The organism is Flavobacterium sp. Flavsp81 (assembly GCF_059491325.1).
This window is the reverse complement of record NZ_CP168505.1, coordinates 3833135-3849503: the sequence shown is the minus strand read 5'-3', so window position 1 is coordinate 3849503 and position 16369 is coordinate 3833135. Positions and strand designations below refer to the sequence as shown.

Annotated in this window: 16 protein-coding genes; 3 read left to right on the top strand and 13 right to left on the bottom strand. The window is 32.8% G+C overall.

Annotation, left to right across the window (positions count from 1 at the left end):
• Positions 1-205 precede the first annotated feature (205 nt).
• Entirely contained in the window at positions 206-1567 is a 1362-nt protein-coding gene (locus ACEN92_RS16155; protein WP_495639370.1) for a hydroxymethylglutaryl-CoA synthase family protein, read from the top strand.
• Positions 1568-1654: 87 nt separating this feature from the next.
• On the opposite strand, the gene ACEN92_RS16150 is transcribed toward ACEN92_RS16155, so the two are convergent.
• The 8 genes from ACEN92_RS16150 to ACEN92_RS16115 form a co-directional block, all read right to left on the bottom strand.
• Complete coding sequence (locus ACEN92_RS16150) at positions 1655-2392, bottom strand: SDR family oxidoreductase (protein ID WP_495639369.1); 738 nt, start codon at positions 2390-2392, stop codon at positions 1655-1657.
• A 77-nt stretch (positions 2393-2469) separates the two neighbouring features.
• On the bottom strand, positions 2470-3039 hold the full coding sequence (locus ACEN92_RS16145; protein ID WP_495639368.1) for a Crp/Fnr family transcriptional regulator: 570 nt from the start codon (positions 3037-3039) through the stop codon (positions 2470-2472).
• A 54-nt stretch (positions 3040-3093) separates the two neighbouring features.
• The gene (locus tag ACEN92_RS16140) at positions 3094-3276 is read right to left on the bottom strand and encodes a hypothetical protein (protein ID WP_495639367.1); all 183 of its coding nucleotides are present in this window, start codon (positions 3274-3276) and stop codon (positions 3094-3096) included.
• Between the two features lie 78 nt (positions 3277-3354).
• Positions 3355-3726 carry a hypothetical protein gene (locus ACEN92_RS16135; RefSeq protein ID WP_495639366.1) on the bottom strand — a complete coding sequence of 124 codons (372 nt, stop codon included), beginning with the start codon at positions 3724-3726 and terminating at the stop codon, positions 3355-3357.
• 105 nt (positions 3727-3831) lie between these two features.
• The gene (locus ACEN92_RS16130) at positions 3832-4290 is read right to left on the bottom strand and encodes an SRPBCC family protein (protein WP_495639365.1); all 459 of its coding nucleotides are present in this window, start codon (positions 4288-4290) and stop codon (positions 3832-3834) included.
• A 20-nt stretch (positions 4291-4310) separates the two neighbouring features.
• Entirely contained in the window at positions 4311-5042 is a 732-nt protein-coding gene (locus ACEN92_RS16125) for an alpha/beta fold hydrolase (protein ID WP_495639364.1), read from the bottom strand.
• A 54-nt stretch (positions 5043-5096) separates the two neighbouring features.
• Positions 5097-5939 carry a tetratricopeptide repeat protein gene (locus tag ACEN92_RS16120; protein ID WP_495639363.1) on the bottom strand — a complete coding sequence of 281 codons (843 nt, stop codon included), beginning with the start codon at positions 5937-5939 and terminating at the stop codon, positions 5097-5099.
• 68 nt (positions 5940-6007) lie between these two features.
• Complete coding sequence (locus ACEN92_RS16115; RefSeq protein ID WP_495639362.1) at positions 6008-6589, bottom strand: hypothetical protein; 582 nt, start codon at positions 6587-6589, stop codon at positions 6008-6010.
• Between the two features lie 256 nt (positions 6590-6845).
• Between ACEN92_RS16115 and ACEN92_RS16110 the strand changes: the two genes are divergently transcribed.
• Both ACEN92_RS16110 and ACEN92_RS16105 read left to right on the top strand, forming a co-directional pair.
• Positions 6846-8138, top strand: coding sequence for an aminopeptidase P family protein (locus ACEN92_RS16110; protein ID WP_495639361.1), 1293 nt, complete (start codon positions 6846-6848; stop codon positions 8136-8138).
• A 187-nt stretch (positions 8139-8325) separates the two neighbouring features.
• Positions 8326-9117, top strand: a complete 792-nt coding sequence (locus ACEN92_RS16105) for an alpha/beta fold hydrolase (protein WP_495639360.1) — start codon at positions 8326-8328, stop codon at positions 9115-9117.
• A gap of 251 nt (positions 9118-9368) precedes the next feature.
• Here the strand turns inward: ACEN92_RS16105 and ACEN92_RS16100 are convergent, their stop codons facing one another.
• From ACEN92_RS16100 to kbl, 5 genes are all read right to left on the bottom strand, one after another.
• Complete coding sequence (locus ACEN92_RS16100; protein WP_495642356.1) at positions 9369-9671, bottom strand: roadblock/LC7 domain-containing protein; 303 nt, start codon at positions 9669-9671, stop codon at positions 9369-9371.
• 231 nt (positions 9672-9902) lie between these two features.
• Entirely contained in the window at positions 9903-10316 is a 414-nt protein-coding gene (locus tag ACEN92_RS16095) for an ATP-binding cassette domain-containing protein (RefSeq protein WP_495639359.1), read from the bottom strand.
• Between the two features lie 400 nt (positions 10317-10716).
• The gene (locus tag ACEN92_RS16090; RefSeq protein WP_495639358.1) at positions 10717-13482 is read right to left on the bottom strand and encodes a PD-(D/E)XK nuclease family protein; all 2766 of its coding nucleotides are present in this window, start codon (positions 13480-13482) and stop codon (positions 10717-10719) included.
• Between the two features lie 64 nt (positions 13483-13546).
• Positions 13547-15019 carry an OmpA family protein gene (locus tag ACEN92_RS16085; RefSeq protein WP_495639357.1) on the bottom strand — a complete coding sequence of 491 codons (1473 nt, stop codon included), beginning with the start codon at positions 15017-15019 and terminating at the stop codon, positions 13547-13549.
• A gap of 112 nt (positions 15020-15131) precedes the next feature.
• Positions 15132-16325 (bottom strand): glycine C-acetyltransferase, encoded by a 1194-nt coding sequence (gene kbl / locus ACEN92_RS16080; RefSeq protein ID WP_495639356.1) that lies wholly within the window; start codon positions 16323-16325, stop codon positions 15132-15134.
• Positions 16326-16369: the final 44 nt, after the last annotated feature.

Genomic DNA, 16369 nt, shown 5'->3' with positions numbered 1-16369 from the left:
TTACATTAAAAATTTCCAAAAACATAATTAAGCTGTTTTATTTAAGAAAATATATAATCCGAAAAAAAATAACAAAAATTTACAAAATTATTATTTTAATCAAACTTTTGATTTGTTTTGATCAAAAGTGTCTGAAAAGAGTATTTTTGTACCCTTAAAAAATTACCCTTTTATCGTACCTTTATCCGCTTCAAAAAAAATGAGAATGAAAACAGGAATTGATGCTATTTCTTTTGATGTAGCCAACATATACTTACCCATCAAAACTTTGGCCACAGCCAGAAATATTGAACCAGAAAAATTAGAAAAAGGACTCGGATTACTTAAAATGACTTTACCGGACGTTCATCAGGATGCTGTTGTTTTTGGAGCCAATGCCTTAACCAAACTAATCCTTGAAAACGAAATAAACCTAAATGAAATCAGCCGAATTTATGTTGGAACCGAAAGCGGCATTGACAGTTCGAAACCCATCAGTTCTTTCTTAATCAGCTTAATGGAACAGAAATTTGGCGAAGATTCACTTACCGAATGTGATGTTGTCGATTTTACTTTTGCCTGTATCGGCGGCGTTGATGCTTTGCAAAACTGTATTGATTTCGTAAAGCTGAATCCAGCCAAAAAAGCAATTGTGGTTACAACTGATTTTGCCAAATACGATTTAAATTCAACCGGAGAATATACACAAGGTGCGGGAGCTTTAGCCATGTTAGTGAGTTCAAACCCTAGAATTATTGCTTTTGATGACAATTGGGCAACAAGTACAAAAGGTGTTTTTGACTTTTTCAAACCGTACAGAAGCATTTCGAAAGAAGCAATTACACAAAACGAAAACAATGATCCGTGGTTTGACAATTTAGAAGCTGAAATCGAAATCCATAAAGACCAGCCGGTTTTTGATGGTCAATATTCTAATCAATGTTATATGGATCGTACGCGTGCTGCTTACTTTTCATTCAAGAAATTAAAAAACACGACCGAAACTTTATACAATTCCTGGAACAGTATTATCATGCACTTGCCTTATTCTTTTCAGGGACGCAGAATGTTATCTGAAATCTATGCTTTAGACCATACTGATAAAATCATTTCAGAAAATATCGAGCCGGCAGAATATCAGAATAAAATTAAAGAAGTTGGAAAATCTGATGAATACAGAAAGTTTGTAACCGGGAAATTACAGCCTGCAGAGTTGGCTTCATCGTTAATTGGGAATCTTTATACAGGTTCCATTTTCATGGGATTATTATCGACTTTGGCTCATTATTATGATACAAAGCAAGAAGTTGCCGGAACTAAATTCGGATTCCTGGCTTACGGAAGCGGATCAAAATCAAAAGTTTTTGAAGGAACGATTCAACCGGAATGGCAATCGGCTTTAGCCAAAACCAAACTTTTTGAAAATCTGGAAGAAAGTACAGAAATAGGCTTTGAAACTTATGAAAGCCTTCACAAAAAAGAACAAAAACAAAGCGTTAGAACGCCTAAAAACGAATGGATTTTAGACCGGATCGAAAAAGAGATCCCACATTTAATTGGTGCGAGATATTATAAGTGGATTGATTAAATAACAAAACCCGAAACTAATCGTTTCGGGTTTTACATTTTATTACTGAACATGATTTGAAAAAATCGAATTATCCAAAATTACTTCTTACCACGGACTTTCTTCACTTTCATCTTCAATATCATTGCTGAAAAATTTTCCTGTTGGTCCATTTTCATCTGTTAACGTATGTTTTACAATAAAACTTGCTGCACTTTCAACTGTTCCGGGTCCGCTATGATGATTGAAATCCGTTGCGGTATAACCCGGGTCAATCGCATTTACTTTAAAAGGCAAATCTTTTAGTTCGTAAGCCAAATTAATGGTGTAAGCATTCAGAGCTGCCTTTGAAGTTCCGTAACTCGCTGTTTTAATCTCATAATATTTCCAGCTTGGATCACTGTGCAATGTTAATGAACCCAGCCCAGAAGTAATATTACTGATTCTTGGACTCTCTGATTTTTTAAGCAATTCCAAAAATGTCTGTGTAACATTAATTACACCAAAGAAATTTGTATCAAACACTTTTTGAATATCTGCAATAGATGTATCTGATGCTTGCTGTGGATTTGTTCCCAATATTCCTGCATTATTGATCAAAATATCCAATTTGCCCTGCTCGTTTTCAACAATCTTTTTTGCAGCTAAAATTGAATCCGGATTTGTAACATCAATTTCAATAGCCTGAATATTCTCAAAACCATTTTCGTTTAATTCTGTTACTGCTGCTTTGCCTTTCTCAAGGTCACGGCTTCCTAAATAAACAAATAATCCTTTTTTAGAAAGCTGTTTTACTATTTCCAAACCAATGCTTCTGTTGGCCCCTGTGATCAATACTGACTTCATTTTTTACTGTTTTAAATTAATAATACAAAGGTGATTCGTTTAAAAATGAAATCATTTGTCATTTGGCAAAAAGCAACTTACAGAATATTTTTTCTGATTCTGCTCAGGGAAGATTGCGTCATCCCTAAGTAAGAAGCGACATAAGAAAGCGGAACACGATTAACAATATTGGGATAGATTTTCAAAAACATCAAATAACGAGTTGTAGCATCTTCAGAAACCAAAGGACTTCTTCTTTCTACTTTTTGCCTTAATGCTCTTGAAATAATTTTATTTACAATTGCCTGCCACGGAATAATAATATCTAAAAGTTCTGTCCAGTCTTTTCTGGAAAAAACAATCATTTTACAATCGGTGACTGCCTGCACATAAGCATTTGAACAAATTTCATTATCAAAACTCTCCAAATCTACGACCATATTATTTTCTTCAATAAAATATTTAGTAATCTCCTCGCCTTTATTATTGTAGTAACAAACTCGTATTACACCATCTAAAATAAAACCAACTTGTTGCGCGATTTTCCCGGCTTCCGAAAAATACTGGTCTTTTGAAAGCTGTATTTCGACTGCCTTTTTTGTAATCAGGTCAATTTGCTGTTGGTTTAAACTGCCATACTGCAGGATATAATCTATAAACTGTTTCATGAATGCAAGTTAGTTAAAGTTATTTTTACACCATTTGTCATTTGGCAAAAACAATCAATCTTTCTTATCCTGTTCTTCTGTATGAATGTGATTTCCTTTAATAGTTCGATCCTCCATATCCATTCCGTTTGACATTCCGAGCATAAAAGCAGTCATGATTAGAATCAGTTTTCTTTTTATCCAAAGAAGCGGTCGTCCGGATTTCTCCAAATGTGTTTTGTTATTTTGTTTATACATTTTTTAAATGATAAATGATTAGACATTATTATATCATCGCATGCGTTGAAACGCAAAAATGCTTAGAAAAGAAATTATCTAAGCGCTGTATAAACTTTTATATAAATGGTTTGAAGTAATCATTTCATTTACCAATACTAATTGTTTTATAAATGAATTAATATTTTGATAAATGAAGATTCGTAATTTTAAAAGAACCCGAATTTGAAAACTACAAACTACTGAAAAACCCAGAGAAAAAACAGGAATTGAAAACGAAGTTGGTAATCGAAAAATAAATTGACCAAAAACATACAATCGGGAGTCCTTGAAATCTAATTCCCTTTTGAGAATTACATAGGAAGATTGGTAATAATCTGCTGATTTTGCCTGAGAATCTAAAGTACCGTCATTCGCAATCAGGACAAAAGCCAAAAAGAGAGAAAGAAGATATTTTAGATATGTATTCAATTATGATGCATTTGCAGAAATTTGAGTAGCCAAATTTACTTCTTATTGTTTAAGTATTATTGTAAATACATTTTAAATCTTTGAATTAATTATTGAATTTGATTCTCATTTCATTTTTGACAACTCAATTTCCAGTTTGTCAAAGTTTTCTTCATTTTTATCCACTACAAATGGTTTTAATTTATTACACTCTTCTGGCGTATCAAAAATCATTTTGAATACAATTTTCGTCGAGTTTCCCGAAACAGGTTCAAAAGATACAGCTACCTGAAAAAGTGGTTTCGAATGGCGCTTCCAGCTCAGAAAACTGGGTTTTTCAACTTTTAGAAATTCACATTCATTTGCGTAGTTTCCTTTATCGGGACCGTGCATGATAAAACTCCATTTTCCGCCCGGTCTTAAATCAAATTCATTAAAAGTGTTTGTAAATCCTTTTGGACCCCACCAGTTTTTTAAATGTTCCGGTTCTGTCCAAGCTGAATAAGCAAGTTCTATCGGAAACGGTATAACTCTCGTTGTAACAATTTCGTTTTCCGGATTTGCTAAAATATCTTCTGATGCCATTTTGTATGATTTTAATTCTTTTATTGATTTATAAATTTCAATATCTCATCTAAAGTTTCCTTTTGCTGTTGCTCCCTGCTAATATTCGCTTTATCGTCTCCCAACTGAAAACCATAATATCCAAACTGAGCATGGTTGGCTCCCTCTATTTTAAAGAATTTTGCAGACTTCGGTAATTTTGACTTATTCTCAAATATCGCTTTTTCACTTGCAACGCCATCATTGGAACCGTAAATTTTTAAAATTGGAATTTCAGCTTCCGCAAGTGAAATATCCCTTGGATGTGTAGTTCCAATCAATATTAGTTTATCTATTAATTGGGGATTTTCATATACAAATTGCGCTGCCATTTTTCCGCCCTGAGAATGTCCTGCCAGAATATAGTTTTTGGCAGTATCTTTAAAAAGACCCAATTCTTTAGGTTTATTATATCCTTTTGAGGCAAGCCGCCACGGCATTTTCATTAAATAAACCTGAATACCGTTATCAGCTATTTTTCTGCAAAGCGGAACATAGGCTTCAGTTTCTACCATTGCTCCGGGATAAAAAATAACAACGTTTTTGAATTCCTTTTTTGGCGTAAATAAAAAATACTCCCCTGTATTTTCTACTTTGACTATAGTATTGCTTTGAAAAAGAGATTCATCAACACCATGAGATTCATAAGAATAAAACATCCAGAGTGTAAAAAGTAATCCTGCCGTTATCCAAATGGTTTTTAAAATCTTTTTCAATGTATATTTCTTTTTCATAAAACTTGCTGGAATTTAGAAAATTAAATATACGAATATCTAATAATCAATTCTTTATTGTTTCAATTCAGCCCTCATTTGTTCGGCTAATAATTTAATTTTTTCATGGCCCATCAAATATGAATTCGCTTCTGTAAACCAACTATTGAAATTTTTGATATCTTTTTTAATATAATAAGCTTGCAAAACGTTATAGGCATTTTCAGAGTTATAGGTCTTATCTTTACATTCTTTAAAAACTTTGCGGCAAACATTCTCTGCATCCTGTAGATTGCCATTTTTAGTTTCAGCATAAATTAATTCCTTATTTGTATAGGCATCAAGTGGATTCTTCTCCAAAGCAATTTTTAGCACATCAACCGCTTTTTGATATTGTTTTAGACAATTATAAGAAAAAGCCAACTCAACACGCAGTCCTTTATAATCAGGATCCATTTTATTTGCTTTTTCAAGATATTCCAACGCTTTTTCACATTCATTCCAGCCGTTGTACATGAATCCCCATTTATAAAGGCGTCCTATTGAATTTTCATCTCCTTTATAAAGTTTGAGCCAGTCCGGCGTTTTTTGAATATGTAACTCGGCAAATTTTGATTCGGGAATAAATGCCACTAAGTTATTGTTTGGCTGTAATCGATATTTCATCGAACTTGTCTTTTCTTTTTTATCAAATATAAATTTGCCGGTTTGATCAATTTTAAAAAATCCTTCATAATCCAATGTTAATCCAGCCTGAGCATCAATATATATAAAACCGAAATTATAATTTCCGATACTATCTGCCGGAAAAGCAACCCACTTATCTTCGCTCTCAACAAGTTTTTTATCAAATTGAAGTTTTTGTGCCGAAAGATTAATTGAAATTATTAAAGCAAGCAGAGTAAATAGTTTATTCATATGTGGTTTTAGTTTTGATTAAACACGTTTTTAGCAACAATTGTTGGGGCACGGATTGCAAATCCGTACTATCGGTTAAAAGTTAACCATTCTAAAGTTATGAATTTATCACAATTATCATTCATATCAGAAGCCCAGTCAATTAATATCGCAGAACCTCCTTTTCTAATTTCATTTCTAACAATATCACAAGTTTCTTTTGCATCCTTAGGTCCTTGCCCCGCTAATTCAAAAACGATATATTTTGTTTTAGAGAACGTTGCATATAATGCAAGTAGTCTTTTAGTATTCCAGTTAAGTTCATTTATTTTCGTCTTCTTATTAATCCAGGGAATTTCAAAAATTTTCTGGATAAACTTACTTTCCAAATTTGCATTTTTACTTAAATATCCATCAACTCTAACTGGAAAAAACAAGTTTCTAAATTTCGATTCTTTAAAATAATCTACATAAGTCAGAGGCCTGAAGATAATTACATTTTCGTTTTTTATTTTTCCCGTAAAAATATTAACTAATTCCGTTTTGATACTTTGGAAATGAGCTCCGCCGTACAAATACAAAACGACCAGCTCTCCTTCTCTTAGCTCAAAAGGCGGTATAAAATATTGGTCGGTTCTTATTCCTTTACTTTCAATTAGCAGTTCTTTCATTTTTATTAAATCAAAATCATCACAATATACAAAATCGAATTATTAAATCCATTTCGATAAATTTTCTTATGAAACCGAGTTAGCGTGAGGGATAGAGGCGGTATCCTTTTATGAAACGACAGCGGAATAAAAGATATAGCCGAAAGCCCGGCCCTTGGGACACGCACAAATAATATGAAAACTTTAATAAACCTATTTTGTGCTACTTCTCTAAAATCACTAATTTTGAAATTCAAAGCTCAAAAACTACGTTATTATGAAGTATCATCAAATAAACAGCGCTCTTTTTATAAAAAACCGCAGAAAATTCACGGCAGAAATGAAACCTAACAGTGTTGCCGTTTTCAACTCTAATGACATTTATCCAATTAGTGCAGACAGCACAATGCCTTTTGCACAGCACAGGGATATTTTTTATCTGAGCGGTGTGGATCAGGAAGAAAGTATTTTACTTTTGTTTCCGGATGCACCTTATGAAAATCAAAAAGAGATTTTGTTTTTAAAAGAAACCAGCGAGCATATCGCCATTTGGGAAGGCGAAAAACTGACTAAGGAACGTGCTTTTCAGATTTCGGGAATCAAAACTGTTTATTGGCTTCAGGATTTTCATAAAGTTTTGAACGAAATGATGGCATATGCCGATACCATGTATATTAATACGAACGAACATTATCGTGCAGCTGTTGAAACAGAAACACGTGAGGCGCGTTTTGTAAAATGGTGGAAAGAAAAGTATCCGGCACACAATGTGGCGAAAAGCAACCCGATTTTGCAGCGTATTCGTTCTGTAAAAGAAAGCGAAGAAATTGATTTGATTCAGAAAGCCTGTGATATTACCGAGAAAGGTTTCCGCAGATTGCTTCCGTTCGTGAAGCCAAATGTTACGGAATATGAAATCGAGGCCGAATTGATTCACGAATTCATCCGTAACCGTTCTAAAGGTTTTGCTTATACACCAATTATTGCTTCGGGAAACAATGCCAACGTTTTGCATTATATCGAAAACAATCAGCAATGCAAAGCAGGAGATTTGATTTTGTTGGATGTGGCAGCAGAATATGCTAATTATTCGAGCGATATGACGAGAACGATTCCGGTTTCGGGAAAATTCTCTGACAGACAAAAAGCAGTTTACAACGCCGTTTTGAGAGTTAAAAACGAAGCTACAAAAATGCTGACACCGGGAACACTTTGGAAACAATACCATGTTGAAGTGGGTAAAATCATGACTTCGGAATTGCTTGGTTTAGGTTTGATCGACAAAGTTGATGTTCAGAACGAAAATCCGGACTGGCCAGCTTACAAAAAATATTTCATGCACGGAACTTCTCATCACATGGGACTTGACACACACGATTACGGATTGCTTCACGAACCAATGAAAGCCAATATGGTTTTTACGGTGGAACCCGGGATTTATATTCCGGCAGAAGGTTTCGGAATTCGTCTGGAAGACAATGTTGTGATTCAGGAAAAAGGAGAGCCTTTTAATTTGATGCGTAATATTCCGGTTGAAGTGGATGAGATTGAGAGTTTGATGAATTCATAAAGAGAGCATAGAATATAGATAGAGACGGCTGGCAGAAATGCTGGCCGTTTCTGTTTTAACCATATAAGTGATATAAGTTCGTTTAAAAATTGGACTGAATAAATAGTAATTTTAACTCAAATAAACTTATATCACTTATATGGTTTTACGTTTTCTTATCTTTGCATTATAACTTAAAACGTCATTTTTGAAAACTCTTCTATATAAAAACACCAAAATATCTTATACTGATTCAGGCGAAGGCACCACTATTGTTTTGCTTCATGGCTTTTTGGAAAACAAAAAAATGTGGCAGGAGTATGTGACCTTATTCTCTAAAAACTATCGCGTGATCACCATTGATTTATTAGGTCATGGCGAAACGGATTGTTTGGGTTATGTGCATTCGATGGAAGAAAATGCAAATATGGTTAATGAAGTTCTGGAACATTTAAATATCCAAAAAGCTATTATTGTCGGGCATTCTATGGGTGGTTATGTTAGTTTGGCTTTCGCCGAATTGTTCCCTGCTAAAATTATTAAACTAGTTTTACAGAATTCCACTTCCAAAGAAGACAGCGCTGAAAAGAAATTAAACAGAACCCGTGCTATTAAAGCAGTAAAACAAAATTATGTGAATTTTGTTAGTTTAGCGATTGCGAATTTGTTTAGCGAAAACAACCGAACCCGATTAGCTGATGAAATTGAAAAAGTAAAAACACAGGCTTTAAAAACTCCTTTGCAGGGAATTGTGGCTTCACTTGAAGGAATGAAAATCAGAAAAGACAGAGAAAGTCTTTTGAAACAAAATCTTTTTCCAACCTTATTGGTTTTAGGGAAAAAAGACCCTGTTTTAAATTATGATGAAAGTATTTCCCAAATTAAAAATACAACAGCAGAACTTGTTTCATTTGATGATGGACATATGAGCCATATTGAAAACAAAGAAGAATTGAAGAAAGTTTTATTAGAGTTTTTTCAAAATTTAAAACTTGCTTAAAAACAAAAAAGGCTGTTCATATGATGAAACAGCCTTTTCCTCATTATCGGGGGCAAAAATCTTTATAGCCTTGAAACTATTTCTTTTTTATATTTTGACAAAACTGGAGGATCAAAATTCGAATCTGTTGAAAGTGATCTATATGACATTCCTGTTTCAATCTCTGTTACAGAAACAGCAATAAACCATTAATATTTTCTTTCAGGTTATTTTAAAAGTCTTGTAAAAAATGTGACATGTGTGAATTAAATTTAATTATTAAAAATCGTATCCATTTTACGAAGCAAAAGCTCCATCTTACTTAAATCTTTAGAAAGTAAAGCGATACAATTATTATTAAGATCTTTATTAGCTACTAAAATACCATCACAGTTCTTAATCATCACTTGTTTTAAATCACCATTTTTAAGATCTTCAGACATCTCCAAACTCATTTTCAATATCATCCCAATCATCGCAGCAACATTACCGTCGTATTCTAAATTGTAAGATTCAATTAAAATTCCATCTATAGTAAAAATCAATCCGGAATCAGCTCCAGTCTCCGCTACCAGTGTGTTTAAATCAATTCATATGCTTAATAAATCTGTTTTTTTGAAGTGCCAAAGGTATTTTTTAAAAGGTAATTATAACTTAAACACTTGTTAAAAAAAGAGCGTTATCTAACCACCTGAGTTACTTTTATTTATTCGATAATTTTAAACTATTTTAAAAACAAGATGTGTAAAAATAATTAACATAAAAAACGAACTTTATTTAAAAAATAGCCCTTTCTCAAAGGAAAATCAATTTTCTTTTATCAATTCATTAACCAATTCAGTCATAATTGGAGACAAACCATTATAAGGTTCATCTAATAATACAAATTTGGAAGAATTAAAAAGTATCAATTTAATTTCCAGATACCTCAATTCACCACCTGACAAGTGCTTTATTTTTTTCTTTAGAATGGATTGAATATGATTGTCTGCACAAAAACTGTTTATTCTTTCTTTTTCAATTGATAATGAAATGGTCTTCTTTACTGATAAATGATTCGGAATTGAGTGTCCCTGATCCAAATAACTAATTTCATTAAATAAACTTTTGATTTGGTTTTTTGAAATTCCATCAATACGAATGCATTTGTTTGGTACAGGTATAATTCCAAAAATAATCTTTAATAAGGTAGATTTACCTGAACCATTTCTTCCAATCAACCTATTATTTCAGCAGTTTCGCATTTTAAATAAACATCAGAAAGTACGATTTTTTCATTGAATTTTTTCTGAACTCCGTCAACTTCTAAAATATGCTTTTTCAAAATAGTTTCTTTATTAAAAAAATAATCAACCCGAAGACCAGAGTAGTCAAAAATGTCAAAATATAACTATAAGCGAAAAGCTGAATTTTACTAATTTTGTTATTCAAATAAAATAAATAATCATTTTTTCGATAGATTTCTTTGAAACCTAAACTCATTAGAAAACCAAAACTCAAAAAACATATAAAAAAACAATCAAACCCTCCGAAAATAACACCAACGGTACAAATGCTTAAATTAATAACCAAAGTTGTTTTGAAAAACTCAAATATGTTATTGAACTTTCTAATAATTATCTAATTTATTTTTTCTTCGAATGGAATATTCCTATCAAAAATTTCATTTAGCAACAAAACAATTTCTTCCAGATAATTATTCAGGATTCCAGCTGTAACTGTCATATTAAGTTCTTTATCCTGCTTAAATCCAAAAGGTAAAAAGCCTGATTTTAAATTTTTAAAAGAAATAATTCCCGCCTCTATTGGAGTTTCATTTGCTGCACCTTCAAACATGAAAGCATATGCCAAAACCTGAATAATTTTATCGTTTTTAAGCTCCTTTGTCAATCCGTTCCACGATTTAAGTACTACATTGGCTTTTTCAACTTTTCCTGTCTTATAATCGATAATCCTTATTTTACCGTTGCGCAATTCAATTCTATCTACATTTCCTTTTATCAGAACCGGAAATGACAGACCTGGATGAGTCAGTTCACGTTCAAAAGTCTTTTCTAAGGCTATTATTTGAATACTTTCTCCATTTTGGATGGAATCTAATTCTAATTTAAGAAAATTGGAAACGTTCCTTTTTGCTACTTCAAAAGCCAAAAGGTTACGTCCTTTTTTAATTTCACCTTCCTTATAAATTAGTTTAAATTGCTTCAGAACTTCATCATCTAACAATTTAAAACAGTTTGAAATATCACTTTCTGAAATAAATTTACCAATAAAGGGATAGTATAATGTTTTTAACGTCTCGTGAATTATAGTCCCGAGTGTATTTAAAGCAATATTTTCCTCCACTTCTTCGACTTCACGAATTCGAAGTATTTTTTGAAAATAAAAATCAATTGGATTTCTAATGTAACTTGTTAAAGCAGAAGGTGAAAAGCCATTTTTAGCGATTTCTTTCAAACGTTCCATAACTGCCTCAGATTTTGGAATCACCATTGGCAGGTATGCTTTTGTTGGCAAAACAGGATTGTAAATATCAAAAGTTAAATTATGCTTAGATTGCTTTTCTACTTCTAATTGTGTTATGAAACGACTTCGTTCACCAGCATCCAGTCCCTCATTTTCAGTATTATAAATCAAATAAATATTTTTAGCCCGCTGCAGCATATGGTAAAAGTGATAGGTATAAATTGCGTCCTTTTCTTTAAAAGTTGGCAAACCCAGTTCTTTTTTTACATCATAAGGAATAAAAGAATTTTGAGATTTTCCTGCCGGAAAATTCCCTTCATTCATAGAAGTAACAATTACAGTATCAAAATCCAAAACCCGGCTTTCTAAAACTCCCATAATCTGAAGGCCATTCAGCGGTTCTCCTTCAAAAGAAACTTCAGCTACTTCTATAACCTGTTTGTAAATTGCATATAAAGTCTGAATATTATCTATATGACTGTGTTGAGAATAATAATTAATTAATTTATTGATAACTTTAAAAATAGAGAAGACAAAAGTTTTTGCGATTTTTTCCTCCTCGTTGTTATTATTGAAATTTTCTTTTATCAACAATAACAGTTTTGAAATATCCTCCAAGACAGCTAAACAACCTTTTTCCCACTTTTGAAACAACAAACTAAATAAATCTGAAGGGTTCAGGTTAAGTTCATTTAATCTGGAATATGTTATAAAAGTATAATTGTTTTCTTTTATAATTTTAACTAATTGACTTGTTTTCGCATAAGGCTCAATCAATGGATGCGTCAAAACATCAAGAACATCTTTGTAATAAAAAACATAACTATCCCCATTTCTTGAAAGCGCATTGGTATGCATCTTAAACAATTTCGCTATCAAAATTTGAGAAGGGTTGTTTTTACCTGAATACCCCATAGTAATATTTAATGCCCCGACAGAATTAGGTAAAGCATACAAAATTGGCATCAATAAATTTTCTTCTCCTAATACAATAGCTACTTTATCAAGAGAAGAAATTGGATTATCCTTAATTATATTTTCAATAATACTTCCGGTTAATTTTGCCTGTCCGATAGTTTTTGGCGTTCCTATAACCTGAATGTGTTTTGGTTGCGAAAAATCATCCACAATCCACTCAAAAGGATTTGATTTATAGTGTTTCCAATTTTCTTTAAAACGTCGAATAAAAAGACCTGCATCATGATAAGGATCGTTTAAAAAAGCCTGATCTGCATCCCAATAAATTTTAGCTTGATCTAATGATAAAAGATGTTGTACTATTTTTTCTTCAGCTGCATTCAAAGCATTAAACCCTGCAAAAACAAAAGTATGATTTGAAATTGTATTCGAAAAATGATTGAGGTTATTGACTGCTTCGCGATAAATTAAACCCTGATAACCAAAGCCTTTATCTAGTAAGTGGCTATATAACGCTTTGTAATAGGTTGGCAGTAATTTCCAAAAATCAATATAATTTTCAAGGAGTTTCGTTTTGTCTTCAACTTCAATTCCCCATTTTTTAATATCTTCAATATCTTTTAGATATGATAAAACATATGATGGTTCAAGAAGATAACGATCGATTTCATTAAAATCCTGAAGAAGTGTTTTTGCCCAATTAGCAAATAATTCAAATGATTGTTGCTTTTGTTTTTCTGTAATAGAAAGATAAACTTCATAAAATTCGAACAATAGTTCAATGGAATCTGCAGAACGAATGGAAGCCACATCTTGTACAAAATCCTCAATTGAAACAATATTAGGAGAAAAAATACTTTTATTGGTTTGATTCTTTAATGCATCAATTAAGAAAACCTTAGCCCTTTTATTAGGCAGTATAATAGTAATTTCGAAAAGTCTGCCAGAATAATCCTGAATTATAGTGGCGGCAATTTTTTCTAAAAAGGAAATATCTATCATATGATAAAAATAAAAAAAGCCATTCAATTAAGAATGGCTTTTTAAAATTATTTAGAAAAGTAAATTATAGTTTACCTTCATATTTAGAACCAATGTGTTTGATTTCAGTTCTTCTGTTTTGTGCTTTACCTGCAGGAGTTTTGTTACTTGCAACTGGCATAGACTCTCCAAAACCTTTAGAAACTAAGTTATCAACGCTAATTCCTCTTTCGATTAAAGCATTCATAACAGCAGCTGCTCTATCTTCAGAAAGTTTTTGGTTCAATTTGTCAGAACCATCGCTATCTGTGTGCCCTTCAATACTGAATTTAGCATTTGGATAGTTAATAAGGATTTGTTTGATAGCGTCTAATCTGGCTAAAGTTTCTTTGTCTCCAGTTTTGAAAGTAGCTTTACCTGAGTTAAAGTATACTGCTCTTGCCTGAACTTTAAGTTCTTCTAAAGCTTCAGAAGTAACTTCTGGACAACCTCTGTTACTAGCAGGACCAGCAACTGTAGGACAATCATCATCTTTATCAAGAACACCATCTTTATCAGCGTCTACGAAAGGACAACCACCATTTTCTCTAGGACCAGCAACTGTAGGACATTTATCATCTTTATCAGCAATACCATCACCGTCAGCATCTGGACATCCGTTTAATGCAGCTAAACCAGCAACATCTGGACATGCATCACTAGCGTCAGCAACTCCGTCTCCGTCAGTATCAGGACAACCGTTTAATGCAGCTAAACCAAATACATCTGGACAAGCATCACTAGCGTCAACAATTCCGTCTCCATCAGTATCAGGACAACCATTGAATTGTTTCAAACCAGCAACATCCGGACATGCATCATCTTTATCGTAGATTCCATCTCCGTCAGTATCTTTACCTCCAAATTTGAAAACAAGACCAGCTGTGTGTTGGAAATGAGATGGAGCATCTGGAACACCAGCAGCATCTTCTCTACCATTATCACCTGCAGCAACAGCCCATTTGTATCTTGAAGCAAGTTCAAGACCAATAGCATCTGTAAACCAGAAAGTAATTCCAGCACCTGGATTTACTGTTCCGTAACTACTATCACCAAAGAAAGTATAACCACCACCAACAGATAAGGAAGGATCGATTACTTTAGATTTAATTAATTCCTGGAAGCTATATTTAATAGTAGCATCAATTCCATAATACATCAAATCGCCAGGGTTAGAAACAACATTTCCTCTTGAATCATGATCTGGATTACTTGGATCAAAAGTAACATATTTATCAATTTTGTTTACAGAACCTTGTAAACCAAGAGAAAAACCACTACCTACATATCTAGACACACCAATGTAAGATAAAGAAGGAAGGATATTCCAATTGTCTTTTACGCCAAAAGGCTGTGAAAAGTGTTGATCAAAGAACCCACTTCCTGACCCAGAACTTGTTCTAGTATCAACGGCATTAACTCCAAAAGAGATAGCCCATGGATTGTTACTGTCTTGTGCGTGAGAGCTTAAACCCATCACCATCATCACAGCAACTAAAAGTTTGTTAAGATGTTTCATACTTATTTTATTTAATTACAATTTAGTTAATTACAGACAAAAGTAACACCTAATTTTTTAAATACAAAATGTAATGTTAAAAAAAACCTACAAAAATGGAATTAAATGGTAATTATATAACTTTTAACATTTGTCCAACTAATACAAAAGCGCTAATTGCCTTGTCTAAATGTTCTTTAGAATGTGCTGCAGACAGCTGAACTCTAATTCTGGCTTTTTCTTTAGGAACAACAGGAAAAAAGAACCCAATTACATAAATTCCCTTTTTTAAGAGTTCGTTAGCCATTGTTTGTGATAATTTTGCATCATATAACATTACCGGTACAATTGCGGAATCTCCATCGATTATATCAAAACCTGCTTTTTTCATTCCTTCTTTAAAATAATTAGTATTCCATTCTAATTTATCTCTTAATGTAGTATCTTTTTCTAAAAGCTCAAATACTTTAATAGAAGCCCCAACAATTGCCGGCGCTAATGAATTAGAAAACAAATAAGGTCTTGAGCGCTGACGCAGCAATTCTATAATTTCTTTTTTAGCCGTTGTATAACCTCCCATAGCACCACCTAAGGCCTTACCAAGTGTTCCTGTTATTATGTCAACTCTTCCCATAACTCCTTTTGCCTCAAGTGTACCTTTTCCGGTTGCCCCGATAAATCCGGCTGCATGACATTCATCAACCATTACCATTGCATCATATTTATCAGCCAAATCGCAAATTTTATCCAAAGGAGCAACAAGACCATCCATAGAAAAAACACCATCAGTAACAATTAATTTAAAACGGGCCCCTATTTCATTAGCTTTAATCAATTGCTGCTCCAAATCTTCCATATTACTGTTTTCATAACGATAACGCGCGGCTTTGCATAAACGAACTCCGTCAATAATAGAAGCATGGTTTAAGCTATCAGAAATAATAGCATCGTTTTCTCCTAATAAAGGCTCAAAAACACCTCCATTTGCATCAAAAGCCGCTGCGTATAAAATAGTATCTTCTGTACCATAAAAATCAGCAATCTTTTTTTCTAATGTTTTATGAATATCCTGCGTACCACAAATAAAACGCACAGAAGACATTCCGAAGCCATGGGTATCCATAGCATCTTTCGCTGCCTGCACTACTTCAGGATGCGAAGAAAGCCCTAAATAATTATTAGCACAAAAATTTAAAACTTTTTCACCAGTAGAAATAGTTATTTCAGCACCTTGTGCGGAAGTTATTATGCGTTCTTTTTTAAAAATTCCGTTCTCTTCTATAGTTTGCAGCTCACTTTGCAAATACTCTTTTATTTTACCGTACATTTTTATTCGTTTAATGTGTTAAAAATTAACAACTTATACTAATT

Coding starts and splice junctions, on each gene's coding strand:
- ACEN92_RS16145 (WP_495639368.1), bottom strand. CDS start 3,039: ATGAAACAGTTTATAGATTATATCCTGCAGTATGGCAGTTTAAACCAA.
- ACEN92_RS16110 (WP_495639361.1), top strand. CDS start 6,846: ATGAAGTATCATCAAATAAACAGCGCTCTTTTTATAAAAAACCGCAGA.
- ACEN92_RS16115 (WP_495639362.1), bottom strand. CDS start 6,589: ATGAAAGAACTGCTAATTGAAAGTAAAGGAATAAGAACCGACCAATAT.
- ACEN92_RS16090 (WP_495639358.1), bottom strand. CDS start 13,482: ATGATAGATATTTCCTTTTTAGAAAAAATTGCCGCCACTATAATTCAG.
- ACEN92_RS16140 (WP_495639367.1), bottom strand. CDS start 3,276: ATGTATAAACAAAATAACAAAACACATTTGGAGAAATCCGGACGACCG.
- kbl (WP_495639356.1), bottom strand. CDS start 16,325: ATGTACGGTAAAATAAAAGAGTATTTGCAAAGTGAGCTGCAAACTATA.
- ACEN92_RS16155 (WP_495639370.1), top strand. CDS start 206: ATGAAAACAGGAATTGATGCTATTTCTTTTGATGTAGCCAACATATAC.
- ACEN92_RS16085 (WP_495639357.1), bottom strand. CDS start 15,019: ATGAAACATCTTAACAAACTTTTAGTTGCTGTGATGATGGTGATGGGT.
- ACEN92_RS16130 (WP_495639365.1), bottom strand. CDS start 4,290: ATGGCATCAGAAGATATTTTAGCAAATCCGGAAAACGAAATTGTTACA.
- ACEN92_RS16150 (WP_495639369.1), bottom strand. CDS start 2,392: ATGAAGTCAGTATTGATCACAGGGGCCAACAGAAGCATTGGTTTGGAA.
- ACEN92_RS16120 (WP_495639363.1), bottom strand. CDS start 5,939: ATGAATAAACTATTTACTCTGCTTGCTTTAATAATTTCAATTAATCTT.
- ACEN92_RS16125 (WP_495639364.1), bottom strand. CDS start 5,042: ATGAAAAAGAAATATACATTGAAAAAGATTTTAAAAACCATTTGGATA.